Origin of the sequence: Sphingomonas sp. MMS12-HWE2-04 (assembly GCF_044881185.1) — a bacterium.
Taxonomy (GTDB): Bacteria; Pseudomonadota; Alphaproteobacteria; order Sphingomonadales; family Sphingomonadaceae; genus Sphingomonas.
This window is the reverse complement of the sequence record NZ_CP173254.1, coordinates 3,927,495-3,952,289: the sequence shown is the minus strand read 5'-3', so window position 1 is coordinate 3,952,289 and position 24,795 is coordinate 3,927,495. Positions and strand designations below refer to the sequence as shown.

Genomic DNA, 24,795 nt, shown 5'->3' with positions numbered 1-24,795 from the left:
GCGTCTCTAGAACAAATAGCGAACAATGTCAATCCGCCCTCGCCATCTTCCGCAGCGCAGCGTTTGGCGCTAGCGTCAGACGATGGATCATCGTCCCAACATCACGCGCTCGCTCTTCTTCCTCTCGATCTTCTACGGCGGCATGGTCTGCATTGCCGGGGTCCTCGGCAACAAGCAGGTGTCGCTTGGGCCGATCTCCCAGCTCGGCAATCTCGTGGGGGTCGGCCCGCTGGCCGTGGAAGCGGGGATCTTCGCGTTCCTGCTGCTCGTCTCGGTATCGAGCGCGGTCGCCGAGCTGCACGGGCCCGATACTGCGCGGCGGCTAGTGATATTCGGCTTCGTGCCGCTGGTGATGTCGGTGCTGCTGTCGCTGGTGGTGCTCGAACTGCCGCCGTCGCCGAGCATGGAGCCCGACCGGCTGCACGCCTTCGAGATGATGATGAGCGGCACGCCGCGGATCTGGCTGGGCGGCATCGTCGCCTATGGCATCTCGCAGATCCTCAACGTCACGATCTTCAGCGCGCTGCGCCAGGGCGGCGGGCGGCTGCTGTGGCTGCGCGCGGCGATCGCCAGCGTGCTCAGCCAGATCGCCGACACGCTGATCTTCATCTCGATCGCGTTCTACGGCGTGTTCCCGGTGGGCGAGCTGATCGTCGGCCAGATGCTGACCAAGGTGGTGCTGAGCATCGTGCTGGTGCCGCCGCTGATCTATTTCTTCGTTGGGCTGGGCCGCTGGTTCGATCGCCGCAGGGGGCTTTGAGGTTTAGTCGCCTCCTGTTTGCGTGACAGGGATCGAGCCGCGCTTCGGTGCGCGGGCGCTTTTGGCGCAAGGGTGGGCGAATTATGGGTGGGACGCGGAACCGCAACTACGCGCCGAAAAGGTGCAATAGCCGCCGCCCTCCGCCCGCCCGCCCGCGGTTAGATCTCGTTCCGATCATCTGGATCAGGCGAGTAAGCAAGCAACTCGCCGGGCTGACAATCCAGCACGAGACACAGTCGCGCCAGCGTCGAGAAGCGAATGCCGCGCACCTTACCAGAGCGAAACAGCGAGAGCTGTGTCTCGCTCAAACCAACTTCTCGCGCGACTTCTTTCCCCGTAACGCCACGTCGGGCGAGCACCTTATCGAGTGTAACCCGCATTGGCATTACACGATACCGGCAAGCTCGGTGCGCGCCTTTGCTGCATCACGCAGCGGCCGGGCGAGGATAAACAACAATAATCCGAGACTGCCGAGCGTCATCGCCCCCACGTCAAACCATGCGAAACTCGCTGGCTCGCCCAAGGCCAAACGAATGATCCAGAGTTGGCCGAACACCCGCGCGATGCCCCCCAGGAAAAGGCAGGCACCAAGACGCTCCAGGAGTGTCGCGAGCGCTGATTCGACCGCGTCGCCTCTGGCAATTGCCGCATGGGCTCGTTGAATCATCCAAATCGCAGCTAGGTAGAACAGCGAGGGCAGCATCGCCGCGAATCGACGAACTTTGACCGCATAGGAGCAATCAGCATCTAGCAGGCTAAGGTTGTTCATCGTGACTCCAAGAAATCCGACCACAAGAACCAGCAACGTCAGATAGCGCGCCCAGTGCACCAACCTCACACTCGCCATGCCTGCCTCCTGAAATTTACGTCTTAGTTAAATACACAAGATAGAATTTAAGCAAGACGTAAATTTAATTTGTTCTAGATGAGCGGCACGCCGCGGATCTGGCTGGGCGGCATCGTCGCTTATGGCATCTCGCAGATCCTCAACGTCACGATCTTCAGCGCGCTGCGCCAGGGCGGCGGGCGGCTGCTGTGGCTGCGCGCGGCGATCGCCAGCGTGCTCAGCCAGATCGCCGACACGCTGATCTTCATCTCGATCGCGTTCTACGGCGTGTTCCCGGTGGGCGAGCTGATCGTCGGCCAGATGCTGACCAAGGTGGTGCTGAGCATCGTGCTGGTGCCGCCGCTGATCTATTTCTTCGTGGGGCTGGGCCGCTGGTTCGATCGCCGCAGGGGGCTTTGAGGTTTAGTCGCCTCCCGTTTGTGGGAGCATCGGGTCGATCATGCCCCCGGCATGCTCTAAACAGCGCGGGGCGCTGTTTACCCGATGCTGGTTGGGTCACGGTGAGGGGTGGCGACTAGGCAGTGTCGCCAGCTTGGCGCTGATCGCTTGCAGCACGCCGTCGAGATTCTCGGCAACATCGTTGTTCCAGAATCGGATCAGGGTGTACCCCTCCGCTTCGATCAAGTCTGACCGCGGACGGTCGACCGTCTCATTGTGCTGACCGCCGTCGAGTTCGACCACCAATCGCTTGTCGGCGCAGACGAAGTCGACGGCGAAGGGGCCGATCGTCGCCTGAAACTTGAATTTGGCGCCGTCGAGTTGGCGGTTGCGCAGGTGGGCCCAGAGTTTGCGTTCCACATCGGTAGCCTCTTGGCGAAGGCGTCTCGCGTGCGGGTTGATAGAGCGGATTTTAGGCACGTCGGCACTTTATGCCACCACTCACCCTCACCCAACCCTCTCCCGCGAGCGGGAGAGGGCTTTTGCTCCGGTTCGGATTTGGTTGCGCGCCTGGCCGGTCCGCAACCAACCCCTTGGGCTCGCCGCCGCTTTGCCCTAAAGGCGCGGCGATGACCGACAATGCACCCGATCCGGCGATGCTCGCCAAGGCCGAAACGCTCGTCGAGGCGCTGCCCTATCTGCAGCGTTATGCCGGCGCGACCTTCGTCGTGAAATATGGCGGGCATGCGATGGGCGATCCCGAGCTGGCGCGCGATTTTGCCGAGGATGTGGTGCTGCTCCAGGCGATCGGCATCAAGCCGATCGTCGTGCATGGCGGCGGGCCGCAGATCGGCGCGATGCTCAAGCGGCTGGGGGTCGAATCGCAGTTCGTCGGGGGCCTGCGCGTCACCGATGCCGAGACCGCCAAGATCGCCGAGATGGTGCTGGCCGGATCGATCAACAAGGAAATCGTCGGCTGGATCGCCCAGGCCGGCGGCCGGGCCGTGGGCATCACCGGCAAAGACGCCGATCTGGTGACCGCGCAAAAGATCGAGGGGCGCGAGCCCGATCCGCTCCAGGGGATCGAGCGGCATGTCGACCTGGGCTTCGTCGGGGAGCCGATCGCGGTGGATCCCTCGATCCTGAAGTCGCTATCGGCGCAGGGCTTTATCCCGGTGGTGTCGCCGATCGCGCTGGGTCTCGACGGGCATACCTATAACATCAACGCCGACACGATGGCGGGCGCGATTGCCGGCGCATGCGGCGCAGCGCGCTTCTTCCTGCTGACCGACGTGGCCGGCGTGCTCGACAAGTCGGGCGAGCTGATGACCGACCTCGAGCCCAATCGCATCGCCGAACTGAAGGCCGACGGGACGATTTCGGGGGGCATGATCCCCAAGGTCGAGACCTGTGTGAGCGCGGTGCGCGCCGGCGTCGACGCCGCCGTCATCCTCGACGGGCGGGTGCCGCACGCGATGCTGCTCGAGATCTTCACGCGGCGTGGCGCAGGAACGCTGGTCCACGCCTGAATCGCGCACTATCTTAGCGCCAACATCCTCCTGCGGAGAACGGGCTTGATCCTGATCCTCGACATCCTGACGATCATTCTCAACGTGGTCTGGTGGATCATCATCGTCCAGGCGATCCTTTCCTGGCTGATCGCGTTCAACGTGATCAACACCTATAACGAATATGTCGGCGCGATCTGGCGCGCGCTCAAGACGATGACCGATCCACTCTATCGGCCGATCCGGAAGGTCCTGCCCGATTTCGGCGGGCTCGATCTCTCGCCTATGGTGGTGTTGGTGATCCTGCTGATCCTGCAACAGGCCGTGATGCCGGCGCTGTATCGCGCCGCGGTGGGCCTGCCGGTCTGACGCGCGGCGCCGCCTGGGTGGCGCGCGCCGACGGAATCGACATCGTCGTGCGCGTGACGCCGCGCGGCGGCCGCGACGCGCTGGCGGCGGGAACGCAGGCGCATTTCGCCGCACGGCTCGCCGCGGCACCGGTGGACGGCGCCGCCAATGCCGGGCTCGTCGCGCTGGTGGCGAAGCATTTCGGCGTGGCGAAGCGCGACGTGGCGCTGATTGCCGGCGAGACGGCGCGGCTCAAAAGATTGCGGATCACGGGCGATGCGGCGGTGCTGGCGCAGATCGCCGCTGCCCTCTATGGGAGCGAGCCATGAGCGCGGCACTGATCGACGGCAAGGCATTTGCGGCATCCCTGCGGGGGCGCGTGGGCGAACGCGTGGACATTTTCCGCGCAGCGGCGGGGCGTGCGCCCGGGCTGGCAGTGGTGCTGGTCGGCGAGGATCCGGCTTCGGCGGTCTATGTCCGCTCCAAGGGCAAGGCCACGCGCGAAGCGGGGATGGAGAGCTTCGAACACAAGCTTCCCGCCGATACCGACCAGGCGACGCTGATCGCGCTGGTCGACCAGTTGAATGCCGATCCGGCAGTGGACGGCATCCTCGTCCAGCTGCCGCTGCCGCGCCATCTCGACGCCGAAGCAGTGCTGCTGCGGATCGATCCCGACAAGGACGTCGACGGCTTCCACCCGGTCAATGCCGGACGGCTGGCCACCGGGCTGCCCGGCTTCGTGCCGTGCACGCCCTATGGCTGCCTGATGCTGCTCGAGGACCGGCTGGGCGACCTGGCCGGGCTCGACGCCGTGGTGATCGGACGCTCGAACATCGTCGGCAAGCCGATGGCGGCGCTGCTCACCGCGAAGAGCTGCACGGTGACGGTGGCGCATTCGCGCACCAAGAACCTGCCGCACTATCTCCGCCACGCCGATATCGTGGTGGCAGCCGTGGGCCGCGCGCACTTCGTCAAGGGCGAGTGGCTCAAGCCGGGCGCGACCGTGATCGACGTGGGGATCAACCGCGTCGACGGCGCGCTGACCGGCGATGTCGACTTCGACAGCGCGGCGAGCGTGGCGGGGGCGATCACGCCGGTGCCCGGCGGCGTGGGGCCGATGACGATCGCCTGCCTGCTGCGCAACACGCTGGTCGCGGCGCACCGGCGCGAAGGCGTCGCGATCGACGAGGACGCCATCTGATGCTCGTGGCGCTGCTTCTCCAGACGGCTGCTCCGCAGACGGCCGTCGCGGCGGAGCGTGCGTTCGAAGCCGCCGCACAGGCGCAGGGCCAGTGGAGCGCGTTCCGCGCCTTCGCCGCGGACGACGCCGTGATGTTCGTGCCGCAGCCGGTCAAGGCGCAGGACTGGCTGAAGGATCGCAAGGACCCCGCGACATCGGTCACCTGGGCGCCGGCGGCGAGCTTCGTCGCCTGCGACGGGGCGACGGCGATCAACACCGGGGCGTGGTCGTTGCCCCAGGAAAGCGGCTATTTCACGACGATATGGCGCAAGCAGCCGGGCGGCGGCTGGAAATGGACGCTCGACCAGGGCGACGGCCTTGCGACCCCGCGGGCACGGCCGGCCGAGGCGCGGGTGGTCAAGGCATCGTGCAAGTCGATCAACGAGCCGACGGTCGACCAGATCGCCGTACTCGGCAGCAAGAGCGGCAGCGGCCAGTCCGGCGACGGCACGCTGCGCTGGTATTGGGAAGTCAGCCCCGAGGGCGCGCGCGAATTCGTCGCCTGGATGTGGGACGGCACAAGCTTCGTATCGATCGTCTCCGACAAGGTGGCAGCGCCCAAATGATCGAGCTTTTCATCTCCAGCTTCATCACCTTCTTCGTGGTGATCGATCCGCCGGGCTGCGCGCCGATCTTCGCGGGCCTGACCGCAGGGACGAGCACGGTACACCGCCGCGCGATGGCGATGCGCGCGGTTCTGGTCGCAGCGATCATCCTGCTCGGGTTCGCACTGTTCGGCGAGGCGCTGCTGCGTGCGCTGGGGATCAGCCTCAATGCCTTCCGCATCGCCGGCGGGATCATGCTGTTCCTGATCGCGCTCGAAATGGTGTTCGAGAAGCGCACCGAGCGCCGCGAGGACCGCGCCGAGAAGATCCGTGCCGAGGAGGCGACCGACATCTCGATCTTCCCGATGGCGATGCCGATGATCGCCGGGCCGGGATCGATCGCGTCGGTGATGCTGCTGATGTCGCAGAATAACGGGATCGAGCGCTCGGCGACGGTGCTCGCCGCAATGCTGGCGATCCTGGCGCTGACCTTGGTCGCGCTGCTCGCCGCCGGACCGCTGATGCGGCTGGTCGGGGCCAAGATCGAAGCGGTGGTATCGCGGCTGCTGGGCGTGCTGCTCGGCGCGCTGGCGACGCAGTTCGTGATCGACGGGATCAGGGCCGCGTTGGTTTCGTGACCGGTACCGCCGGCACGTCGGGCAGGTCGTAGCGGATCTTCCACAGCCGGAACGGCGAATTGGCGGGGAGCGGCACGCGCTCCAGCCAGGCCGGGACCTTGCCCGCGGCAAGCTGGGCATAGAAGCCGCCGGGCGCGCGCGAGCGATAGACCGTGGTCTCGGACATATTGGGGCATACCAGCAGATAGCCCGCCTGGTGACGCGCGGCGATGGCGCGGAAGGCAGCGGCCGGGCCAGTAAAGGCGTGGTGGACGTCGAGGATCGCCTGGCCGTTGCGATGATAGGGGCCGGCGACGCCGTTGTGGTGGGTGACCGTGATCAGCCGCGGGCCCATATCGACATGGCTGAACAGCGTTGCCCGGGGAATCGCGTTGAGCGGACGCAGCGAAGTCAGCCGCCCGCACGCGGCATTGGCCTGGCCGACGAGATCGGGTGCGCTTTTGCCGCCGGTCTTCTTGGCCGCCGGGAGATAGGGGACGACGAGCCCGGCGAAGAGCCCCGATACCAGCAGGAACGCCGCGGCGGCGCCCAGCACGCGCACCAGCATGAAACGCTGGCGCAGGAACCAGGGCACGACGATCCACACCAAAGCCGTGGCGCCAGGAACGCTGAGCAATTGCGCGGCGGGGCCGGCGCGGACCTGCCACAGCAGCATTGCGCCGGCGAAGGCCGTGAACAGCGCGATCGCCGCCCAGCCGACCAGCGCCTCGCTGCGCCGCGCGCGCCAGGTCGCGACGCACGCGCCGATGATGCCGATCACCGGCAGCGCGCCGATCGGGAAAGCGGTCTTGAGCGGATGCTTGTAGATCGGGCGGGCTTCGCGGACGTTGTTGAGCCAGACGCGGGCAAGCTCGTCGGACACGCCTTCGGGCCGGCCCAGGCATTGCGGGAAGCACCAGGCGAAGCCGCCGGCCAGCACCGCGCCCGCCCCCACCGCCAGCGCCAGCCGCACCCAGCGCTGCCCTGGATTGGCGAGCGACAGCGCAAACAGCAGCGCGCCCGCGGCCACGGTGACGCTGAGCCACACCGGAGTCAGCGCGTCGCAGCGCATTGCCTGATTGGCGTTGGAGGCGAACAGCGCGAAGCCGAGCGCCGAGCCGCCGGCAAGGCTGAGCGCATAGGCCTGCATCCGGCGAACGTCGCCGGCGTCCCACACCCAGCGCAGCGCGATGATCGCGCCGGCCATCGCGCAATAGGGCAGCATCTCGAGCCCGATGGTGAGCGAGAAAGCGCTCGACAGCCCGACCACGGCGCCGCCGCGGGCGCGGCGGGGATCGGCAAGCCCGGCTACCGTGATCGCCAGGCAGGCGAGCTGCCAGCCATGATGATCGATGCGCATCGGCGCGAACATCAGCATCGTCGAGCCGCAGCCCATCAGCACGATCATCGCGACCGGCCAGGCATGGGGTGCAATCAGCCGGCGCACGGCGAGCGTCACGCCGATCATCGCCGGCGCGAGCGGCAGCAGCGGCGCGAGGCCGCATGCCCAGCGCTCCGCCATCGCGGTGCCGAGGAACGGCTTGAGCAGCAGGATCAGCCCGGCGATCGGCAAATCGACGAGGCGGGACCAATGGATGTCGAACCCGCCATTCGCCGGATCGAGGTGATATTGGCGCAGATCATACCAGCCCTGCCCATTGAGCAGCGCGCGGACCTGCATCAGCCGCATATTGTCATCGGTATCGGTGAGCGACAGCCAATAGATATTGCCCCATCGCTGGACGAGATACCAGGCGACCACGCCCGCCCAGAAGGCGAGCATCCAGCCGAGCCAGCGGCGGTCGAGTTCGGTATCGAGGCGGAAACCGCCCAAGCCGCTGCGCGTCAAATTCGCTTTCCTCACGTCCCGGCCCGCATTAGGGCGCGAGCCAGTACAAGAGCAAGAGATCGTGGCGGCCTTACAACATCGTATCCAATCGCTACGCGCCAGCGGCGTGCTGGGGCAGCTGATACGCTTCGGCATCGCCGGCGGGATCACCACCGGGCTCTACACGCTCGTCTATTCGCCGCTCGCCGGGTTGAAGATCACCTCCGAGCAGGTCGCCAATGTCTGCGGCTATCTGGTCGCGATGACGTCGGGCTACATCCTGCACGGCAAATGGAGTTTTCGCGGCCATGGCGGCGACGCGAAGAACACCAGCTGGCGATTCTTCCTGGTATCGCTGGTGAGCTATGCCATGAATACCTTCTTCGTCTGGGTGCTGACCGACGACGCGATGCTGGCGGGGCCATGGTGGTGGCCATTGATTCCCGTGCTGTTCGTGACGCCGCTCCTCACCTTTGCGCTCCAACGGGTCTGGGTTTTCAAATAATGGATCGCGTCGTCTACGATCGCATGGCCGCACACGACACCACCCATTGGTGGTACCGCGCGCGCCGCGACATCCTTTCCGACTATCTCACCCGCTGGGGCAACGTGCCCGAGGACGCGCGCATCCTCGAGATCGGCTGCGGCACCGGGCACAATTTGCCGATGCTCGCGCAGTTCGGCCAAGTCGACGCGATCGAGATCGATCCCGCCGCGCGCGCCAAGGCCAGCGAGCGGCTGGGCAAGCCCGTCGGCACCGCGCCCCTGCCCGAGCTCAGCGGCGTGGCGCCGGGCAGCTATGACCTGGTCGCCGTGCTCGACGTGATCGAGCATGTCGAGCAGGACGTTGCCGCGCTCGCCTCGATCGCGCGCGCGCTCAAGCCCGGCGGCAAGATCCTGATCACCGTGCCGGCGCATCAATGGATGTGGAGCGCGCACGACGTGGTGAACCATCACAAGCGCCGCTATTCCAAGGCGAGCTTCCAAGCGGCGCTCAAGGCGGCGGGGCTCGAGGGGCACAAGCTGGGCTATTTCAATTCGCTGCTGTTCCCGGTGGCGGTGGCGGCGCGCTTCGCCGGCAAGCTGATGGGCAAGGACGACAGCGACGATTCGCCGCCCGCCAAGCCGCTCAACGCAGTGTTCGAGAAGATCTTCGGGCTTGAGCGCCATCTGGTCGGCCGCATGCCGCTGCCGCCGGGGCTCTCGCTGATCACGCTGGCCGAGCCGAAGACGTAATTACTCCGCCGCGTCGTGCCGCGCGGTCTGGGGCGATACGCTGACTTCGCCCGAATCCTCGAAGCGATAGCCAAGCGAGGCGTGGCCGCGGACCGGGCCGGCGACATCGGCGACGAGATAGAGCGGGCGGCGCTTGGATTCGACATAGAGCCGGCCGAGATATTCGCCGATCAGCCCGAGCACGAACATCTGCACCGCGCCGAGCACGACGACGACGAGCATCAGCGAGGTCCAGCCCGGGATCGCCGCGCCCATCAGCCAGCCGATGACGATGTAGAGCACCAGCAGCGCCGAGGCGGCGGTCAGCAGCAGCCCGACATGGCTGGCGAAGCGCAGCGGTGCCGTCGAGAAGCCGGTGATCGCATCGAGCGCGAAGCGGATCATCTTGCCGAGCGGATATTTGCTCTCGCCGGCGACGCGCTCGTGCCGGTCATAGGCAAAGGGCACCTGGCGGAAGCCGACCCAGGCGACCATACCGCGGATGAAGCGCGCCTGCTCTGGCAGCGACAGGAAGGCGTCGAGCGCCCGCCTGGTCATCAGCCGGAAATCGCCGGTGTCGAGCGGGATCGGCGTGTCGGTGATCCGATCGAGCATCCGATAGAAGAAGGCGGCGGTGATCTTCTTGAAGATGCTCTCGCCGTCGCGCTTGCGGCGGACGGCGTAGACGACGTCGGCGCCCTGGCTGCGCAGCGCCTGGCGCATGTCGGTCAGCAGTTCGGGCGGATCCTGGAGATCGGCGTCGATGATCAGGATCTCGTCGCCGGCACACAGATCGAGCCCGGCGGTGAGCGCGAGCTGGTGGCCATGGTTGCGCGAGAGGTTGATCGCGACGAGCCGCGGATCGGCCGCGGACAGGCGCTGCATCACCTGCCAGCTGGCGTCGCGCGATCCGTCATTGACCAGCACGATCTCGTAATCGTCGCCTACTGCAGCCTGCGCGGCGCCGGAAACGCGCGCGTGCAGCATCTCGAGGCACGCCTCTTCATTGTAACACGGGATGACGACGGAGAGCTTGGGCCGATGCATAAGCGGCGTGCTGTAGCGCCGACGCGCGCTTTCGTCACTAGCAGGACGCGCGACCGATCGACGGGGTTGGGAACCCATAAACGGCCGCTGTCGGGGGGAGCGCCAAACATCAGAGATCGGGTGAGAAGCGGTCATTGCCAAAGTGTGCGGATGGTGATCCTTCCCCGGAGGGGGAGGGGGACCAGCCGCAGGCTGGTGGAGGGGTAGTCTCCGCATGCTTCACGGCCCGAAGAAAACGCAGGACGTTGCCCGGACTCTCCGCCGACGGATGACCTTGCCCGAAGTTCCCCTTTGGCAGGCGCTCCGAACCCGCCCTGAAGGCTTGCGCTTTCGCCGCCAGCATCCGGCAGGCATCTATGTCCTGGATTTCTTCCGCCCGGCTTCCAAACTGGCTGTGGAGGTCGATGGCGAAGCGCACGCGCGCGGCGATCGGGCAGAGCGCGACGCGATCCGCGATCGCTGGCTTTGCACCCAGGGCGTTCGGGTCCTTCGAATTCCCGCTCCTGTGATCCTGTCCGACCTGGAAGCCGCAATCCGCCACAGTGTCGTTATCGCCTGCGGCGACTACCTCTCCACCGGCTTCGCCGGTCCCCCTCCCCCTCCGGGGGAGGAATGAGCGCTTCCAATGTCCGCAACTGGGGCGCTTGCGGACAGGCCGCTTTTATGAGTCCACTCCTTAACCGGCGTTGAGCGCGGCGGCGGCGCGGAACAGCGCGATCAGCGCGTCTTCGTCGATCGTATCGCCCTGGTGGAAATCGATCGCGCGACGGACATTGCCGTCCAGGCTCGAATTGAACAGCCCGGCCGGATCGGCGAGCTTCGCGCCCTTGGCGAAGGTCATCTTGACCGCCGCCTTATACGTCTCGCCGGTGAACAACATGCCGTTGTGATACCAGGTCGGGACGCCGCGCCATTTCCATTCCTCGGCGACGCCCGGGATCGCCCGGTGGATCAGCGCACGCAAGCGGGCGAGCGTCTCGCCGCGCCAATCGCCCAGTTCCGCGATCCGCGCGTCGATCTTTTGCGATGGAGACTCGTCTTCGGCCATTGCATCCTCCTTCACGCCATCCAGCCGGGCAGCGCCGATGCCTGTCGGATCCAATCTTCGAGCTGCGCTTCGTCGAACGCCGCCTCGCCAATGTGGAAATAGCGCATCCTGGGGTCCTTGGAAGCGACCGGCGGCGGTGGATCGAGCGCGGCCCCGTTGAAGAAGCCGAGCTTGAGGTAGCGGGTGAGGCTGTGGACGCCGAGGAACCAGCCCCGCCCCTCGCTGCCATAGAGCGGCGAGTTCCATTTGACGGCCTTGTGCACCTGCGGAAAGGTGCGGCTGACCAGGGCGTCGAGCCGGGCGCTGGCGTCGCGCTTCCAGCCCGGCAGCGCGGCGATCCAGGCCTGGACCGGGGCGTCGCCCTCGCCCTTGGCGATCTGGGGATTGCCGCCCGAGAGCAGCCTGGGCTCGCCGGTCATCGGCGTGTCCCTTCAATCGAGCCCGGCGACGACCTGGTCGAGCTTCTTGAAGAAGCGCGGCCAGCCGGCCTTGGCGCCATAATAGGCCTGATCCTGATCGGCGCGGAAACCGGTCTGCTCCATGCGCAGATGCGTGCCGGCGCCGCTCGGGGTCAGCGTCCAGGTCACCACGCTTTCGAGGCCGAGCCCGGTCCAGGTGTACGCCAGTGTGCTATGCGGCGCGACTTCGAGCACTTCGCAGGTCAGCGCCCCCCATTCGGCGCTGAGCCCGAACGCACGACCGACCACCGGCTGGAAGTCGTTCTGCATCAGCCATTCTTCGATCAGGTGCGGCTGGGTGAGCGCGCGCCACACTTTTTCGGGCGGATGGGCGAAGTCGCGTTCGACGACGACGGTCCGCGTATCGGCGGCAAGATCGGTCATTGATCCATCCTTTTGAGCAGGTCTTCGAGCGCGTCGAAGCGGGTTTCCCAGAAGCTTGCCATTTGCAGCGTCCAATCGGCCAGCGGTGCGAGCGCGCGGAGATCGGCGCGGTAATGCGTCTGGCGGCCAGCAGGGCGATCGCGCACCAGTCCGGCTTGCTTGAGCAGCGCGAGATGCTTCGACACCGCCGGCTGCGATACGCCGGCGCGCGCCGTCAACGCGCCGACCGTCTGCTCGCCATCACGACACAGACGCTCGAACAGTGCGCGCCGGGTCGGGTCGGCGAGCGTCTTGAAGAGCTGGTCCTGCGCGTCGAGCATCATGATCCATAACCTTCTGGTTATGCGAATTCATAACCCATGGGTTATGGATGTCAATTGTGCCCAACCGAAACGATCCCGGCCCTCAGCCCGCCGGCGCATGGATTTCGGCGATATAGCCGCCGGGGAAGCGGACGATCGCCGAGACCCGCCCGGTCTCCGGATGGGGCGCCACGAGGGTTTCGACGCCGGCGGCGGCGGCGCGGCCGAGCGTCGCGCCGAGATCGGCGACTTCGTAACCGGTCAGATCGCGGCCATAGGGCCAGGGCAATGGATTGTCCGAGACGAACACGGTCATGCGGCCATAGCCCGATGTCAGCCGGACGCGGCGATAGGTTTTGCCCGGCTGACCGATCTCGACGCCGGGTGCCGCCTTGTCGTCCGCGGTGATGCGCGCATGGGCATAGCCGGTCCAGGCACGCAGGAACGCCGGCGCGGCCTCGGGCGTCAGATAGATGCGGTTCTCCTGCACCGTGGCCTGGGCCGGATAGCTCGGCTTCTGGGTATGCCAGTAGAATTGCATGTTCACCCCGCCCGGCCATTGCACGATTGCATCGCGGCCGATCGGATCGGGGAAGGTCGCTACCAGGCGGGTGGCGCCATGGCGCTGCGCCGAGGCGACCGCCGCATCGATATCGCTGACGAGATAGCCCGTACGTTCCGCGCCAAAGGGATAGGGGATCGGCGTAAGGAAGCCGAACACCGAGAAGGAGCCAGCCGGAGTCAGGATCGCCTGCGACATCGTCTGGCTGCTGGTCGGGGTGACCTGGAACGTACCCTTCTTGTTCGGCGTGCCGCCGAAGGTTGCCACGACGCTGTCGACGAAACGATCGAAGTCGGCGGGCGCGACATAGATATGGGTGGTGTCGTATTGCGGGCCCACCGCATAGCCCGCCGGCGCCTGTTGCGCGAGCGCGGAACCGGGTACGGCCGAGGCGAGCGCCGCGGCAAGGAGGAAGTTCAGGCGCATGATGGGACTCCCGGGCAGAGCAGAGCTTCGTCGAGGCGCCCCGTCTGTCCGAAACGCTTCGGTCCGCCAAGCTAAACCAAGGTCTGGGCGCCCGCCGCCCGGCTAGATGCGCTCGGCCGAATTGACGGCATCCGCCGCGCGCAATGCCGCAAGGAGGCGGACGAGGTGCGCGGCGTTGCGGACCTCGAGGTCGATCGTGTTGGTGTGGAACGTGGTGTCGCGATTGTCCATCCGCATGCCCAGGATGTTGGCCTTGTGCTGGCCGATCAGCGTGGCGACGGCACCGAGCGCGCCAGGCTCGTTCTTGAGCGTGACGGCGATCCGCGCGGTGCCCCCCTCGGCCTTGTCGCCCCAGCTCAGATCGACCCAATCGGCTTCGTCGGTATCGGCCAGGCTGGTGCAATCGATGCGGTGGACTTCGATCGGCGCGCCCGGGCGACGAAGCCCGACGATGCGATCGCCCGGCACCGGCCGGCAATCCTCGGAGAAATGGAAGGCGACGCCGGGCGTGAGGCCCTTGATCTCGATCGCTTCGCTCTGCGTCGGCAGCGCATGCTCGGCGCCGTCAGCCGAGCCCGGCATCACCGCCTCCATCACCTGGACATCGGTGACCTTGCGCCGCGCGATCGCTTCCATCAGCGCATCCTCCTCGGGCAGCATCAGCCGCTTGAGCGCGTCGCCCAGCGCCGTATCGGCGGGCGGGATCGGCAGCCGCTGGATGATGTCGTCATAGAGCTTGCGCCCGAGCGCGATCGTCTCGTCGCGCTCCTTGAGGCGGATATGGCGGCGGATCGCGGCGCGCGCCTTGCCGGTGATCGAGAAGTTGAGCCAATTGGCCTGCGGCTCCTGCGCCTTGGAGCGCAGGATGGTGACCTGGTCGCCCTGGGCGATCTCGGTGCGGAGCGGAACGACGCGGCCGTTGATCTTGGCGCCCACCGCCTGGTCGCCCAGGTTCGAGTGCACCGCATAGGCGAAGTCGACCGGCGTCGCGCCCTTGGGCAACTGGATCAGTTCGCCCTTGGGAGTGAAGGCGAAGATGCGATCCTGGTACATCGCCATGCGGGTATGTTCGAGCAGCTCCTCGGGGCTCTCGGCATGTTCGAGGATCTCGATAAGGTCGCGGATCCAGCTGACCTGGGTGTCGGGCCGCACGCTGCTCGCCTTGTACGCCCAATGCGCGGCGAGGCCGAACTCGGCACGGGCATGCATGTCGCGGGTTCGGATCTGGATTTCGACGCGGGTGTCGCCGGCATGGATGATGCTGGTGTGGAGCGAGCGATAGCCGTTGCGCTTGGGGGTCGAGATGTAATCCTTGAACCGCCCCGGCACCATCGGCCAGCGGCGATGGATCACGCCGAGCGCGCGATAACACTCCTCCTCGGTATCGACGATCGCGCGGAAGGCCATGATGTCGCTCAATTGCTCGAGCGACACGTGCCGCTCGGACATCTTCTTCCAGATCGAATAGGGGTGTTTCTCGCGCCCCGAGACATCGGCTTCGATGCCGCCGCGCGAAAGCAGCAGCTTCAGCCCCGAGGCGATCTTGGCGATGCGGTCCTCGCCCTCGATCTGGAAGCTTTCGAGCCGTTTGGTGATGCTCTCGAACGCCTCCGGCTCGATCTCCTTGAAGGCGAGCGTCTGCATCTCCTTCATGAATTCGTACATGCCGATGCGCTCGGCGAGCGGCGCATAGATCTCCATCGTCTCGCGCGCGATGCGCTTGCGCTTGTCGGGATTCTTGATGTGGACGAGCGTGCGCATGTTGTGCAGCCGATCGGCCAGCTTGACCAGCAGCACGCGGATGTCGTCGGACATCGCGAGCAGGAATTTGCGGAGGTTCTCGGCGGCGCGCTCGCTCTCGGTCTGCGCCTCGATCTTGGAGAGCTTGGTGACGCCGTCGACCATCCGCGCGACATTCTCGCCGAACAGGCGCTGGATGTCCTCGGGGGTGGCGACGGTATCCTCGATCGTATCGTGGAGGATCGCCGTGGCGATCGTCTCGTCGTCGAGATGCAGGTCGGTCAGGATGCCCGCCACTTCGATCGGGTGGCTGAAATAGGGATCGCCCGAGGCGCGCTTCTGGCTGCCATGGGCGTTGACCGAGAAGACATAGGCGCGGTTTAGCAGCGCCTCATCGGCATCGGGGTCGTAGGAAAGGACCCGGTCTACAAGTTCATATTGCCGCAGCACGGGCCTAGATGGCGTCCCGTGCCGCGGCAATGCAACGAAATTGTGGTTTTAGCGTGCCTTGGTGTTGCACTTGGCAAGCGCGTCGGTGTCGAAATCGGCGCCATTGGCGCGAAACGCCGTGAGCGTGCCGACTTCGCGCGCGACCAGCTCGCAGACGATATTGTCACGGGCATTGGCCTTGGCGGCGGTGCACACGCCGTCGCCACACTTCCACACGGTCGAGCGCGTCACCAGGCTTGCCTTTTCGGGCGCGGTCGCGGGCGTTGCAGCATAATAGCCGCGAACGGGCTGGGCGAAACTGGCTGCGGGGATGAGCGCCAGCGTTGCCGCGGCAGCTGCCGCGACGGCACGGAAACCAGTCATGTCGTCCTCCTGGGGGCGTGTCTCGATGCGACATAGTGCCGCGCCCACAAAGCTAACTTACACTGGTATAGGTTGCAACTAGAAACTCTTGTTGCACTGCAATGCGTTACCCCGTTTATCGAGGGGGCGAATTGCGATAGGGTGGCCCGATGGGCGCGAACAAACTGCGAGAGGACCTCTCGGCGCTGTGCAGCCTGCCGGCGGCGCTGGAAGCGATGGGCGAGCGCTGGTCGTTCCTGATCCTGCGCGGCTCGTTCAACGGGCTCAAGCATTTCGAGGAATTCCAGTCCGAGCTGGGCATCGCGCGCAACATCCTCGCCAATCGGCTCGCGCGGCTGGTCGATCACGGCATCCTCGCGCGCACGCCCTGTCCGGAGGATCGGCGCAAGATCGAATATCGCCTGACCGACAAGGGGCACGCGCTGCTGCCGACGATGGTGGCGCTGCGCCAATGGGGCGAGCGCTGGGAGACCGGCGTGCCCGCCTCGCCGATCCTGGTCGACGCGCGCGACATGCGCCCGATCGCCCCGGTGCAGGTGCTCAGCCATGACGGCCGCGCGCTCGGCAAGGGCGACCTCCATTGGGCGCTCCCCGACGACATCGCCGCCGACACCCCCGAGGCGCGCGCGGCGGAATAGCGCGTTCCGCCGGCCCGCCACTTGGGCTAAGGGCCGGGCATGACGATCCGTTCGCTGTTTGCCACACGCTTCTATGAAGGCGCGCTCGACGATGCCGCGCTGCTCGAGGAGCTCGAAGATGCCTGCCTTGCACTCGCACAGGAGGACCGCGCCGGACGGGCCTGGTCCAAGGCACATGGCTATCGCGGCTATACCTCCTACGCGTCGCTCGCCGATCTGCCGCAGCGCGACCCGCGCTTCGGCGATCTGGTGCGGATCCTCAACCGCCACGTCGCGCGCTTTGCCGAGGCCTGCGGGTTCGATCTGGGTGGGCACAAGCTCAAGCTCGACAGCCTGTGGGTCAATGTCCTCAAGCCCGGCGGCACGCATTCGGGGCATATCCACCCGCACAGCGTGGTCTCGGGGACGATCTACGTCACCGTGCCGCCGGGATCGGGGGCGCTCAAGCTCGAGGATCCAAGGCTGGCGATGCTGATGGCCGCGCCGACGCGGCTGCCCGAGGCGGCAGCGGATCTCCAGCCCTTCGTCTATGCTGCACCGGCCGAGGGCAGCATCTTCCTATGGGAAAGCTGGCTGCGCCACGAAGTGACCCCCAACGCCGCAAAGAGCGACCGGGTGAGCATCAGCTTCAACTATCGCGCGTAGACAGTGCGGCGAGCCGGGCGCGGACGATGTCGGGGATCGGCTGCGACTTGCGCGCTTCGGGATCGACATGGACGCTGACCATCTCGACCAGCGCATGGAGTTCCCCCGTCTCGGCATGGCAGAGCTCGATCCGATGGGTCATGCTCGAGCTGCCGATGCGATCGATGCGGACGAACGCCTCGACCATGTCGTCGAGCCGGAAGGCGCGCTTATAGTCGAGCGTGGCGCGGACATAGTTGAACTCGGCATCCTGCCAGTCCGGGCCGATATCGCCCAGATCGGCCCAGCGCCAGAATTCGCTCAGCGCGACATCGGCATATTCGAGATAGCGCGAGTTGAAGACGATCTTCTGCCCGTCGATCTCGGAGTAACGGACGCGGAAGCGGGTGGAGAATGGGAAGCCGGGACGCATCGCGATCGGTTGGCGCGGCGGCGGGCCGGCGTCAACCGGGCGCTGGCCGCGAAGCCGGCCTGCCGGCATCTCGCGCCGATTGCGGACGTCGGTGCGATCTACTCGGCCGTGTCCGCGACGATCCGCCACAGCCCGCCTTCGGCGTGATACATCACGCTACGCGCTGCTTGCCATGGCAGTGCCACCTCTGCCCGTCCCGCCTTGGCCATGCCGGGGCGCGGCTTCGCTTCGAGGCGTAGCTTGGGGAACGGATTATCCGTCTCCGCGCGCTCATATTCGCAGACGGTGGGCCGGACAGGGTCTTCCGGGCAGCGAATATCGCGAACGTGAAAGTAGCGGAGCTTGCCGTGATAACAGGCGAGTTCATCGCACGCGCTCAGCTTCGGCTCCATCATCGCGACCTCACTCTGGAAGGTCGCGCCGGAAACAGGCTTGTGGGGTGCCGTCATGGCACAGCCCGCCAGGCCCATCGCCACTACCAGCGAAGCGGCGCATCCCGCGAACGTCACGATCGGCATGGCATCCCGGCTCCCGGCTGAACCCATGAGTGCGTCGAGCGGTCGTACCGTACCGGGTCAACGATACTAGGATGCACGCCAGGAGCAATAACGCCGTTCCCCCGGCGTCGTTATGCTTCTGGGATCTAGAAGAGCAGCCGCGCGCCGACGATCGCCAGCACGGTCGCGAGGATCGGGACCAGCACCTTGTCGGACACGCGCGTGGCGATCAGGCTGCCGAGCACGATGCCCGGAACCGAGCCGAGCAACAGGGCGAGCAGCAGGTTCAGATCGACCGAGCCCATCGCCCAATGGCCGACACCGGCGAGGAAGGTGAGCGGCACGGCATGGGCGATGTCGGACCCGACCAGCCGCGCGACCGGCGCCTTGGGATAGAGGACGAGAAGCGCCGTCATCCCCAGCGCGCCTGCACCCACCGAGGTCAGCGACACGAGCGTGCCGAGCACCGCGCCGAGCAACACCGTCGCCCAGCCGATCCGCCCCGCGTCGACCGTGGCGAAGCGGGGGCCGAGCGCTGCCACGATGCGGCTGCGGAACAGGATGGCGATCGCCGTGAGGATCAGCGTGACGCCGAGGATCAGCGAAATGAGCTGGGCCGAGGCGCCGGGTTTGCCGTGAGTCCAGGATAGCCATGCGAGGGTGGCGATGGCAGCGGGAACGCTACCGGTCGCCAGCCGGCGCACGACCTTCCAGTCGACCGTTCCGCGCCAGCCGTGCACCGCGGTGCCCGCGGTTTTGGTCGCGGAGGCATAGAGCAGGTCGGTGCCCACTGCCGTCGCCGGGTGGAAGCCGAATACCAGCACCAGCAGCGGCGTCATCAGCGAACCGCCGCCGACGCCGGTCAGCCCGACGAGCAGGCCGACCAGCACCCCGGCGATCGAATAGAGCGGATCGATTGCAATCACGCGCGACGTGCGAAAATGCGAGTCACCCTGCGTTGGCGCTCGGCGTGTTGACGCCCATCGACTGGAGATATTTCTTCACGTTGCGCGCCGCCTGGCGCAGCCGCTGCTCGTTCTCGACCATCGCGATGCGGACATAGCCCTCGCCATTCTCGCCATAGCCCACGCCCGCCGCGACCGCGACCTTGGCATGGGTGAGCAGCTGCTTGGAGAATTCGAGGCTGCCGAGATGCGCGAGCGCGGGCGGCAGCGGTGCCCACGCGAACATGCTGGCCGCTGGTGAGGGAATTTCCCAGCCGGCGCGGCCGAAGCTCTCGACCAGCACGTCGCGGCGCTTGTGATAGAGCTGGCGGTTCTTCTCGACGATGTCCTGCGGGCCGTTGAGCGCGGCGCAGGCTGCGGCCTGGACCGGCGTGAACGCACCATAATCGAGATAGGACTTCACCCGCGTCATTGCCGCGATCAGCTGCTGGTTGCCGACCGCGAAGCCGATCCGCCAGCCGGCCATCGAATAGGTCTTGGACAGCGAAGTGAACTCGACCGCAACGTCCTTGGCCCCTTTGACCTGGAGGATCGAGACCGTCGGCTTGCCGTCGAAATAGAGCTCCGAATAGGCAAGGTCGGAGATGATCCACACCCTGTTCTCGCGCGCCCAGGCGACCAGCCGCTCGTAGAAAGCGAGATCGACGGTCTCGGCGGTCGGGTTCGACGGATAGTTGACGACGAGGATCGACGGGCGCGGCACGGTGAAGTTCATCGCGCGCTCGAGGCTTTCGAAATAATGCTCGTCGGGCGTGGTCGGCACCGCACGGATCGTCGCGCCGGCGATGATGAAGCCGAAGGTATGGATCGGATAGCTCGGATTGGGCGCCAACACGACGTCGCCGGGCGCAGTGATCGCAGTGGCGAGGCTGGCAAGCCCCTCCTTCGATCCCATCGTCACCACCACTTCGGTCTCGGGATCGATATCGACGCCGAAGCGGCGGCCATAATAGTTCGCCTGGGCGCGGCGCAGCCCGGGAATGCCCTTGGACTGCGAATAGCCGTGCGCACTCGGCTTCTGCGCGACTTCGCACAATTTCTCGATGACGTGCGGCGGCGGCGGCAGATCGGGATTGCCCATGCCGAGATCGATAATGTCCTCGCCCGCCGCACGCGCCGCGGCCCGCATCGCATTGACTTCGGCGATGACATAGGGGGGCAGGCGCTTGATGCGGTAGAACTCTTCGGACATTCCCACTTCTCTCTTGGGGTTGGGCGCTGCATTGCGCCGTGCAGCATTCCCTACGCGATTTGCGCCGATGCGGGAATGACGAGTTGGCTTGCCCCCGCTAAAGAGGGCGTACGCGCTGCCGGAGAGGAATGCATGGCCGAGACCCCGACCCCGCCCAGCCTCGAGGAACTCCAGCACTGGACCTGGGTGCTCGGACGCGCGCAGCAGATGATGCTCGAGAACGGGCTCGACATGCTCCAGCACGCGCCGCTCGCCGCCTTCGATCCCACTGCGGCGTTCCGCAGCAGCACGGCCTTCTGGGCCGATACGATGCAATTGTGGCAGCGGTTTCTAGACCCCGCGCATGCCACGCCGTTCGAGGAGACGCCCGAACAGGCCCGCGACAAGCGCTTCAAGGCGCCGCAATGGCGCGAGGAGCCGGTGTTCGACTTCCTGCGCCAGAGCTATTTCGTCATTGCCGATCACATGCTGAAGGGCGTCGACGCGCTGGAAGGCGTCGAGCCCAAGCAGCGCGAGCAGATCCGCTTCGCCACCAAGGGCTTCATCGATGCGCTGAGCCCGACCAACTTCCCGGCGACCAACCCCGAAGTTCTGGAGAAGATCGTCGAGACCAAGGGCGAAAGCCTGCTCAAGGGGCTGCAGCACATGCTGTCGGACCTCGCCAAGGGCCAGATGACGCAAGTCGATCCCGCGGCGTTCGAGCTCGGGCGCAACCTGGCGATGACTCCGGGCAAGGTGGTCAAGCGCACGCCGCTCTACGAGCTGATCCAATATGCCCCGGCGACCAAGCAGGTCCTCGAGACCCCGGTGATCATCTTCCCGCCCTGGATCAACCGCTTCTACATCCTCGACCTGACGCCCGAGAAAAGCTTCATCCGCTGGGCCGTCGAACAGGGCCTCACTGTGTTCGTCGTCTCGTGGAAGTCCGCCGATGCTTCGATGAAGGACGTCGTCTGGGACGATTTCGTCGAGCGCGGTCAGATCGATGCGATCGACACGGTGCGCGAACTGCTCGGCGTCGAGAGCGTCCATGCGATCGGTTATTGCGTCGCGGGCACCACGCTCGCCGCGACGCTGGCGGTGCTCACGGCGCGCGGACAGCGCGAGAAGGTCAAGAGCGCGACCTTCTTCACGGCACAGGTCGACTTCACCGAGGCGGGCGACCTCAGCGTGTTCGTCGACGACGACCAGCTCGCGATGATCAAGTCGCTCGGCGGCGAGGGCTTTCTCGACGGGCGCTATATGGCCGCCACCTTCAACCTGCTGCGCGGGCGCGACCTGATCTGGAACTACGTCACCAACAATTACCTGATGGGCCAGGATTATGCGCCGTTCGACCTGCTCCACTGGAATTCGGACGTCACCAACCTGCCGGCGACCTGGCATCTGAGCTACCTGACCGACCTCTATCGCGACAACAAGCTCGCCGCGCCGGGGATGCTGGCGATCAGCGGCACGCCGATCGACCTCAGCACGGTGACCACGCCGTCTTATGTCCAGGCCGGGCGCGAGGACCATATCGCGCCGGCGGCGAGCGTCTGGAAGATCACCCACCATTTCAAGGGTCCGCTCAAATTCGTGCTGGCGGGATCCGGGCACATCGCCGGCGTGGTCAATCCGCCTGCCGCCCAGAAATACCAATATTGGACCAATGACGGCGCCGTCGACACGCTCGCCGAATTCGTCGCGGGCGCGAAGGAGACCAAGGGCAGCTGGTGGCCCGATTGGCGCGCCTGGCTGGAGACGATCAACTCGGCCCGCATAGATGCAAAAGGCGCACGTGTCCCCGGAAAAGGGAGGCTCAAACCACTCGGCGACGCGCCCGGAGAGTATGTAAGAACGCGATAATCCGCCGTTTCCCTAGCGTTACAGCTTTTTGTGCGCCGCACAAAAATCCTCTTGCGTTGATTGCAACTCGCCCGTAATGTTGCGTCGCAGCAATTAGTCAGGGGACCGATTCGCATGGCCACCAAGGGACCGAAGACGACGGCGAAGCCGACCGTTCCGAAGCCTGCGCGCGCCGTCAAGCCGGCCGCGCCCAAGGCTGAGGCTGCCGCACCCAAGGTTGAGAAGGCTCTGCCGGAGCCGGTTGCCGAGACGATCGTCGCGGCCGCCGCACCCGAGCAGGCTCCGGCCGCGGAAGCAGCGTCGCAGGAAGTCGTACACGCAGTAGAGACCGCGCCAGAGCAGGCCCAGGCCGCCGTCGCGGAGACCGTCAACGCAACCGAGGCGCTGCCCAACGCCGCCTCGGAAAGCATCAAGGAAACCATCACCATGGCTACCACGTTCGAAAACAAGATCCCGAGCCCCCAGGCGCTCTTCGGCGATTTCAACGACCGCACCAAGGCGGCCGTCGAAAAGTCGACCAAGCTCGTCGAAGAGGCCAATGAGTTCGCCAAGGGCAATGTCGAGGCGCTCGTCGAGTCGGGCCGCATCGCCGCCAAGGGTCTCGAGACCTTCGGCCAGGACGCTGCGGAATATAGCCGCAAGTCGTTCGAGAGCGCGACCGCGACCTTCAAGACGCTCGCTTCGGTGAAGTCGCCGACCGAGTTCTTCAAGCTGCAGAGCGATTTCGTCCGCGGCGCGTTCGACTCGTACGTCGCCGAAGCTTCGAAGAACACCGAGGCGCTGATCAAGCTCGCGAGCGATGCCGCGCAGCCGATCTCGAACCGCTTCGCGGTTGCCGTCGAGAAGGCCAAGGCGACCGCCTGAGCCGCCTCGCGCGCCAAGATATCCGGGCGGCTGCCGCGAGGTGGCCGCCCTTTTTCTTTGCCTGCGTGCGCCCAGCGGCAGCGCGTCGGGCACGCGCGATCGACTTTCCTCGCCCAAGTGCGGCCCGCAGCCTTGCTTCGCCGCCCCCGAGACCATATTTTCCGCCGACATGGCCAAGCTAGACCCGAACCACATCCGCATGGCCGAAGACGGCGACAATGACGATCAGGGCGGCGGGCGCAATCCCGCAGTCGGGCTCGCCACGCGGACGCGCGCGCGTACCAAGAAGCCGACTCCGTACCGGGTGCTGATGCTCAACGACGATTACACGCCGATGGAATTCGTCGTACTCGTTCTCCAGCGCTTCTTCCGCATGACGATGGAGGAGGCGACGCAGGTGATGCTCCACGTCCACCAGCGTGGCGTCGGCGTGTGCGGCGTGTTCAGCTATGAAGTCGCCGAGACCAAGGTGAGCCAGGTGATGGATTTCGCCCGGCAGAACCAGCACCCGCTGCAATGCACGCTGGAGAAGGCGTAGGGGCTTAGCCCCGCACGCCTTCCGTGCGCGCCGTGGTGCCCGGATACCGGGGAAAGGGCGTGCAGACGCGCGCTAGGTGCGCACGCGCAGCCGGAGCCGCGACATCATCGCGAGCACATTCTCGGTGGTGCGCTGGAGCCCCTCGGCAATATCGGCGACGGTTCCCCCCACCTCCAGGCGGCTGCGAAGTTCGGTGATGTCGGTCTGCGTCCAGCGCTGATGTGCTATCATCGCGCGCCTATAGCACGCCGCGATTCGATCCCATCCTCTTTCCGCATCGACCAAGCGTCCCACGCAAGGACCGCGAAAATACGGCTAGTTCTTCGCCTTGGGCAACCAGCCGAGATCGAGCCCCTCATAGCGATTGACGTAGTTCGCCGCCCGCGCCAGCGCACGCTCGTCGCGCAGCGTCACGCGCCCGCCCTCGCGCGCGATCAGCCCGTCCTCCTCGAGTTGGCGCAACATGCGGTTGACGTGCACCGCGGTCAGCCCGGTGGCGTCACCGATCTCTTCCTGGGTAAGCCCCAGCGCATAGACGTTGGTGATGTCCTTGTCGGTGCCGCGCAGCCGGTTGCGAAGCTCGATCAGCAGCGCGGCGACGCGCGCCTTGGCACTGGTACGGCCGAGCGCCGCGAGGCGATCGGTGAGCGCGACGCGCTCGATCTGCGAATAGACCAGCACCATCGCCGAAAGACGGGGATGGTGGACCATCATTTCGGAGAGCACAACGCGATCGAACGGACAGACGACGCAGTCCGAAAGCGCCGCCAGCGTCTCGGGTGCCTCGAGATAGATCGCGCTTGATACGCCCAGCATGTCGCCGGGGAAGAGGAAACGCAGGATCTGGCGGCTGCCATCGTCGAGCAGCACATAGCTCATCATCAACCCCTTGCGGAGGATGAACAGCTCGTTGCACGCCTCGTTCTCACGCTGCAGCACCGCCCCGCGGCGCACGTGCCGCTGGCGTTCCTCGAGCTTTTCGAGCGCAGACCGTTCGCCTTCGGTCAGATCGACAAACTCGCTCAATACTTCGGCGAAGCAACTACCGGACACGCTTTGGCTTTCCCCCACCCGACACGCAAAGCAGTGCCGTGGAATCAATGCATTAAAGTCGATCAATCCCGTAACGA

The 24,795-nt window shown here is 65.9% G+C and carries 33 protein-coding genes and 1 pseudogene; 16 read left to right on the top strand and 18 right to left on the bottom strand.

From position 1 onward, the window contains the following. Nucleotides 1–82: 82 nt before the first annotated feature. Nucleotides 83–760 (top strand): queuosine precursor transporter, encoded by a 678-nt coding sequence (locus tag AB2M62_RS18855; protein ID WP_404336301.1) that lies wholly within the window; start codon nt 83–85, stop codon nt 758–760. Nucleotides 761–918: 158 nt separating this feature from the next. Here the strand turns inward: AB2M62_RS18855 and AB2M62_RS18850 are convergent, their stop codons facing one another. Together AB2M62_RS18850 and AB2M62_RS18845 are read right to left on the bottom strand one after the other, a co-directional pair. Beyond that, nucleotides 919–1,140, bottom strand: a complete 222-nt coding sequence (locus AB2M62_RS18850; RefSeq protein WP_404336299.1) for a helix-turn-helix domain-containing protein — start codon at nt 1,138–1,140, stop codon at nt 919–921. A 5-nt stretch (nt 1,141–1,145) separates the two neighbouring features. Continuing rightward, on the bottom strand, nt 1,146–1,607 hold the full coding sequence (locus AB2M62_RS18845; protein ID WP_404336297.1) for a hypothetical protein: 462 nt from the start codon (nt 1,605–1,607) through the stop codon (nt 1,146–1,148). 78 nt (nt 1,608–1,685) lie between these two features. Here AB2M62_RS18845 and AB2M62_RS18840 point away from each other — a divergent pair. Continuing rightward, nucleotides 1,686–2,006: pseudogene (locus AB2M62_RS18840) on the top strand (queuosine precursor transporter); the annotation flags it as partial. A gap of 96 nt (nt 2,007–2,102) precedes the next feature. On the opposite strand, the gene AB2M62_RS18835 reads toward AB2M62_RS18840, so the two are convergent. Beyond that, nucleotides 2,103–2,405, bottom strand: coding sequence for an endonuclease domain-containing protein (locus AB2M62_RS18835; protein WP_404336296.1), 303 nt, complete (start codon nt 2,403–2,405; stop codon nt 2,103–2,105). 209 nt (nt 2,406–2,614) lie between these two features. Between AB2M62_RS18835 and argB the strand changes: the two genes are divergently transcribed. Genes argB through AB2M62_RS18805 form a run of 6 tightly spaced genes read left to right on the top strand, consistent with a single transcriptional unit; the run spans nt 2,615 to nt 6,264 of the window. After that, on the top strand, nt 2,615–3,514 hold the full coding sequence (gene argB / locus AB2M62_RS18830) for an acetylglutamate kinase (RefSeq protein WP_404336294.1): 900 nt from the start codon (nt 2,615–2,617) through the stop codon (nt 3,512–3,514). 45 nt (nt 3,515–3,559) lie between these two features. Next, the gene (locus tag AB2M62_RS18825; protein ID WP_404336292.1) at nt 3,560–3,862 is read left to right on the top strand and encodes a YggT family protein; all 303 of its coding nucleotides are present in this window, start codon (nt 3,560–3,562) and stop codon (nt 3,860–3,862) included. A gap of 17 nt (nt 3,863–3,879) precedes the next feature. Then, a complete protein-coding gene (locus AB2M62_RS18820; protein ID WP_404336290.1) occupies nt 3,880–4,170 on the top strand; it encodes a DUF167 domain-containing protein in 291 nt (96 codons plus the stop codon). After that, complete coding sequence (folD, locus tag AB2M62_RS18815) at nt 4,167–5,042, top strand: bifunctional methylenetetrahydrofolate dehydrogenase/methenyltetrahydrofolate cyclohydrolase FolD (RefSeq protein WP_404336289.1); 876 nt, start codon at nt 4,167–4,169, stop codon at nt 5,040–5,042. The genes AB2M62_RS18820 and folD overlap by 4 nt, the downstream gene beginning before the upstream one ends. After that, nucleotides 5,042–5,647 (top strand): DUF4440 domain-containing protein, encoded by a 606-nt coding sequence (locus AB2M62_RS18810; protein ID WP_404336287.1) that lies wholly within the window; start codon nt 5,042–5,044, stop codon nt 5,645–5,647. The genes folD and AB2M62_RS18810 overlap by 1 nt, the downstream gene beginning before the upstream one ends. Beyond that, the gene (locus tag AB2M62_RS18805) at nt 5,644–6,264 is read left to right on the top strand and encodes a MarC family protein (RefSeq protein ID WP_404336285.1); all 621 of its coding nucleotides are present in this window, start codon (nt 5,644–5,646) and stop codon (nt 6,262–6,264) included. The genes AB2M62_RS18810 and AB2M62_RS18805 overlap by 4 nt, the downstream gene beginning before the upstream one ends. On the opposite strand, the gene AB2M62_RS18800 is transcribed toward AB2M62_RS18805, so the two are convergent. Beyond that, a complete protein-coding gene (locus AB2M62_RS18800) occupies nt 6,242–8,026 on the bottom strand; it encodes an AcrB/AcrD/AcrF family protein (protein WP_404340027.1) in 1,785 nt (594 codons plus the stop codon). The genes AB2M62_RS18805 and AB2M62_RS18800 overlap by 23 nt on opposite strands. Before the next feature lie 127 nt (nt 8,027–8,153). On the opposite strand from AB2M62_RS18800, the gene AB2M62_RS18795 reads away from it, so the two are divergent. Beyond that, nucleotides 8,154–8,576: a GtrA family protein gene (locus tag AB2M62_RS18795; RefSeq protein ID WP_404336283.1), complete on the top strand. Its 423-nt coding sequence runs from the start codon at nt 8,154–8,156 to the stop codon at nt 8,574–8,576. After that, nucleotides 8,576–9,307, top strand: a complete 732-nt coding sequence (locus AB2M62_RS18790; protein ID WP_404336282.1) for a class I SAM-dependent methyltransferase — start codon at nt 8,576–8,578, stop codon at nt 9,305–9,307. Before AB2M62_RS18795 ends, AB2M62_RS18790 begins: the two co-directional genes overlap by 1 nt. On the opposite strand, the gene AB2M62_RS18785 is transcribed toward AB2M62_RS18790, so the two are convergent. Continuing rightward, the gene (locus AB2M62_RS18785; RefSeq protein WP_404336280.1) at nt 9,308–10,333 is read right to left on the bottom strand and encodes a glycosyltransferase family 2 protein; all 1,026 of its coding nucleotides are present in this window, start codon (nt 10,331–10,333) and stop codon (nt 9,308–9,310) included. A 214-nt stretch (nt 10,334–10,547) separates the two neighbouring features. Here AB2M62_RS18785 and AB2M62_RS18780 point away from each other — a divergent pair, with 214 nt between their 5' ends. Then, nucleotides 10,548–10,949, top strand: coding sequence for an endonuclease domain-containing protein (locus AB2M62_RS18780; protein ID WP_404336278.1), 402 nt, complete (start codon nt 10,548–10,550; stop codon nt 10,947–10,949). Between the two features lie 60 nt (nt 10,950–11,009). Here AB2M62_RS18780 and AB2M62_RS18775 read toward each other — a convergent pair whose 3' ends face one another. The 7 genes from AB2M62_RS18775 to AB2M62_RS18745 form a co-directional block, all read right to left on the bottom strand. Continuing rightward, the gene (locus tag AB2M62_RS18775; RefSeq protein ID WP_404336276.1) at nt 11,010–11,381 is read right to left on the bottom strand and encodes a DUF1801 domain-containing protein; all 372 of its coding nucleotides are present in this window, start codon (nt 11,379–11,381) and stop codon (nt 11,010–11,012) included. An 11-nt stretch (nt 11,382–11,392) separates the two neighbouring features. After that, a complete protein-coding gene (locus AB2M62_RS18770; RefSeq protein WP_404336275.1) occupies nt 11,393–11,800 on the bottom strand; it encodes a DUF1801 domain-containing protein in 408 nt (135 codons plus the stop codon). A 12-nt stretch (nt 11,801–11,812) separates the two neighbouring features. After that, on the bottom strand, nt 11,813–12,223 hold the full coding sequence (locus AB2M62_RS18765; RefSeq protein WP_404336273.1) for an SRPBCC domain-containing protein: 411 nt from the start codon (nt 12,221–12,223) through the stop codon (nt 11,813–11,815). Then, the gene (locus AB2M62_RS18760; protein ID WP_404336271.1) at nt 12,220–12,546 is read right to left on the bottom strand and encodes an ArsR/SmtB family transcription factor; all 327 of its coding nucleotides are present in this window, start codon (nt 12,544–12,546) and stop codon (nt 12,220–12,222) included. Before AB2M62_RS18760 ends, AB2M62_RS18765 begins: the two co-directional genes overlap by 4 nt. An 82-nt stretch (nt 12,547–12,628) precedes the next feature. Beyond that, nucleotides 12,629–13,516, bottom strand: a complete 888-nt coding sequence (locus tag AB2M62_RS18755) for a VOC family protein (protein ID WP_404340025.1) — start codon at nt 13,514–13,516, stop codon at nt 12,629–12,631. 99 nt (nt 13,517–13,615) lie between these two features. Further along, nucleotides 13,616–15,703 (bottom strand): RelA/SpoT family protein, encoded by a 2,088-nt coding sequence (locus AB2M62_RS18750; RefSeq protein ID WP_404336270.1) that lies wholly within the window; start codon nt 15,701–15,703, stop codon nt 13,616–13,618. Nucleotides 15,704–15,751: 48 nt separating this feature from the next. Then, nucleotides 15,752–16,066: a CC_3452 family protein gene (locus tag AB2M62_RS18745; RefSeq protein WP_404336269.1), complete on the bottom strand. Its 315-nt coding sequence runs from the start codon at nt 16,064–16,066 to the stop codon at nt 15,752–15,754. Between the two features lie 149 nt (nt 16,067–16,215). Here AB2M62_RS18745 and AB2M62_RS18740 point away from each other — a divergent pair, with 149 nt between their 5' ends. Continuing rightward, on the top strand, nt 16,216–16,704 hold the full coding sequence (locus AB2M62_RS18740; protein ID WP_404336267.1) for a winged helix-turn-helix transcriptional regulator: 489 nt from the start codon (nt 16,216–16,218) through the stop codon (nt 16,702–16,704). A 39-nt stretch (nt 16,705–16,743) separates the two neighbouring features. Then, entirely contained in the window at nt 16,744–17,349 is a 606-nt protein-coding gene (locus AB2M62_RS18735) for a TIGR02466 family protein (RefSeq protein WP_404336266.1), read from the top strand. Here the strand turns inward: AB2M62_RS18735 and AB2M62_RS18730 are convergent. The 4 genes from AB2M62_RS18730 to AB2M62_RS18715 all read right to left on the bottom strand — a co-directional run bounded on the left by AB2M62_RS18730 (nt 17,333) and on the right by AB2M62_RS18715 (nt 20,415). Beyond that, nucleotides 17,333–17,890, bottom strand: coding sequence for an acyl-CoA thioesterase (locus AB2M62_RS18730; protein WP_404336264.1), 558 nt, complete (start codon nt 17,888–17,890; stop codon nt 17,333–17,335). The two genes, AB2M62_RS18735 and AB2M62_RS18730, sit on opposite strands and share 17 nt — an antisense overlap. Next, nucleotides 17,860–18,279, bottom strand: coding sequence for a hypothetical protein (locus AB2M62_RS18725; protein WP_404336262.1), 420 nt, complete (start codon nt 18,277–18,279; stop codon nt 17,860–17,862). Before AB2M62_RS18725 ends, AB2M62_RS18730 begins: the two co-directional genes overlap by 31 nt. Before the next feature lie 125 nt (nt 18,280–18,404). Further along, a complete protein-coding gene (locus AB2M62_RS18720; protein WP_404340023.1) occupies nt 18,405–19,181 on the bottom strand; it encodes a sulfite exporter TauE/SafE family protein in 777 nt (258 codons plus the stop codon). A gap of 25 nt (nt 19,182–19,206) precedes the next feature. Continuing rightward, nucleotides 19,207–20,415, bottom strand: a complete 1,209-nt coding sequence (locus tag AB2M62_RS18715; RefSeq protein WP_404336261.1) for an LL-diaminopimelate aminotransferase — start codon at nt 20,413–20,415, stop codon at nt 19,207–19,209. 132 nt (nt 20,416–20,547) lie between these two features. On the opposite strand from AB2M62_RS18715, the gene AB2M62_RS18710 reads away from it, so the two are divergent. From AB2M62_RS18710 to clpS, 3 genes are all read left to right on the top strand, one after another. Next, a complete protein-coding gene (locus AB2M62_RS18710) occupies nt 20,548–22,263 on the top strand; it encodes a PHA/PHB synthase family protein (RefSeq protein ID WP_404336259.1) in 1,716 nt (571 codons plus the stop codon). Nucleotides 22,264–22,377: 114 nt separating this feature from the next. Beyond that, nucleotides 22,378–23,127, top strand: coding sequence for a phasin family protein (locus AB2M62_RS18705; RefSeq protein WP_404336257.1), 750 nt, complete (start codon nt 22,378–22,380; stop codon nt 23,125–23,127). A gap of 199 nt (nt 23,128–23,326) precedes the next feature. After that, nucleotides 23,327–23,665: an ATP-dependent Clp protease adapter ClpS gene (gene clpS, locus AB2M62_RS18700; protein ID WP_404340021.1), complete on the top strand. Its 339-nt coding sequence runs from the start codon at nt 23,327–23,329 to the stop codon at nt 23,663–23,665. 72 nt (nt 23,666–23,737) lie between these two features. Here the strand turns inward: clpS and AB2M62_RS18695 are convergent, their stop codons facing one another. Both AB2M62_RS18695 and AB2M62_RS18690 read right to left on the bottom strand, forming a co-directional pair. Then, complete coding sequence (locus AB2M62_RS18695; RefSeq protein ID WP_404336255.1) at nt 23,738–23,896, bottom strand: hypothetical protein; 159 nt, start codon at nt 23,894–23,896, stop codon at nt 23,738–23,740. Nucleotides 23,897–23,980: 84 nt separating this feature from the next. Then, entirely contained in the window at nt 23,981–24,718 is a 738-nt protein-coding gene (locus tag AB2M62_RS18690) for a Crp/Fnr family transcriptional regulator (protein WP_404336253.1), read from the bottom strand. Between the last annotated feature and the right edge of the window lie 77 nt (nt 24,719–24,795).